This window comes from Flavonifractor sp. An306 (assembly GCF_002159455.1).
Classification (GTDB): domain Bacteria; phylum Bacillota; class Clostridia; order Oscillospirales; family Oscillospiraceae; genus Flavonifractor.
Map to the genome: position 1 here is coordinate 1 of NZ_NFIQ01000204.1, position 1,135 is coordinate 1,135.

Genomic DNA, 1,135 nt, shown 5'->3' on the forward strand with positions numbered 1-1,135 from the left:
TCATCCGGCGGATCTTCAGGCGGCAGATCTGCTCCTTGCCAAAGCGTCCCCAGCCCTTGTCGCTATTGCGTTCCTCCTCGGTGACCGGCCAATCCAGTCGTTCCTCTTTGGTGCTGACCTTGCCGGTGTCACAGAACACCATGCCCAGCGTCACAACGGTCATTTCCCAAAAGTTGCCTTTCCAGTTAAATCCGCCCCCAATGCAGCGATTGATCAGGGCGACCACTTCCTGCTCCTCGGGCTCGTACATCTCATAGAATTCTTCAAACATCGGTGTAGCCTCCTTTACAGCAGTTCCAGCACCTCGGCAGCGGGCTTGGAAAACTCTGCCGGGACTTGCTCCAATACATCCTGGTAGGCTTTCACCGCTTGCCAGGAGTAGTAATAGAAGCTGTAGAACAGGTCATCGGGGAAGACCTCGTCCTCCTCGTAGCGCATCTCATCTTCTTCCTCGTCGTATTCCTCCGACCACAGGTATTCTTCCTTCAGCAGATCGGAGAACAGCGGCAGCGCCTCGGCGTGTTCCATCTCATCTCCGTCGTGAAAGCACTGGAGGATGCAGGCAAAGAAGTCAAGCAGTTCCCCGGCCAGGAAATGGGCCACAGGGTTCTGTCCGCTGTCTGCTAGGGCCTTCTCCAGAATTCGGCACAGGAACACCATGCCAAAGGGGGTAGTGTGCCACAGGGTACTCTGGTGCTCCATGTTAGTGGTAAGCTCATATTGCTGCCCATCCATTTGCCCTTGACCAGCTTGGCCCACAGCGGGGCAGCAGGGGCATACTCCAGATGCGCCAAGGCCTTCTGAGCAGCCGTTTTGCACTTGCCCTTTTCTGTATTCACAAGCTGGAGAAGCAGTTCGCCGTTTGCTTCATCCTTGCCCAGCTCCAAAATGGCCTGTTCTCGCTTTACGCCCTTGGGGGGCAGTTGTTCCAAAGTCATCATTCATTTTCTCCTATCCCACAATGGTGGTTTCCTGGACGGCCAGATTGTCGTAATTCATGGCGATCAGCTTCTCGGCGGCTTCTGTGGTACACATGAACCAGGTGCTCACGCCCCAGGCATCCATCCTTGTGACGGTGAAGAAGTCGGTTTCGGCGGGAGAGGGATTTCTGGCGTCAAGATAGCGGTCGGAATAG

General features: G+C 55.3%; 1 protein-coding gene and 2 pseudogenes. All 3 read right to left on the reverse strand.

Going from position 1 to position 1,135, the window contains the following annotated elements:
- Window positions 1-271, reverse strand: a pseudogene (locus B5F88_RS19620) (hypothetical protein); the annotation flags it as partial.
- Between the two features lie 14 nt (window positions 272-285).
- A complete protein-coding gene (locus tag B5F88_RS19625) occupies window positions 286-702 on the reverse strand; it encodes a hypothetical protein (RefSeq protein ID WP_242959901.1) in 417 nt (138 codons plus the stop codon).
- Between the two features lie 249 nt (window positions 703-951).
- A pseudogene (locus B5F88_RS19635) lies at window positions 952-1,135 on the reverse strand (hypothetical protein); the annotation flags it as partial.

Bases quoted from the DNA above. Each gene is read 5' to 3' on its own strand.
- B5F88_RS19625 (WP_242959901.1), bottom strand. From the start codon at position 702: ATGGAGCACCAGAGTACCCTGTGGCACACTACCCCCTTTGGCATGGTG.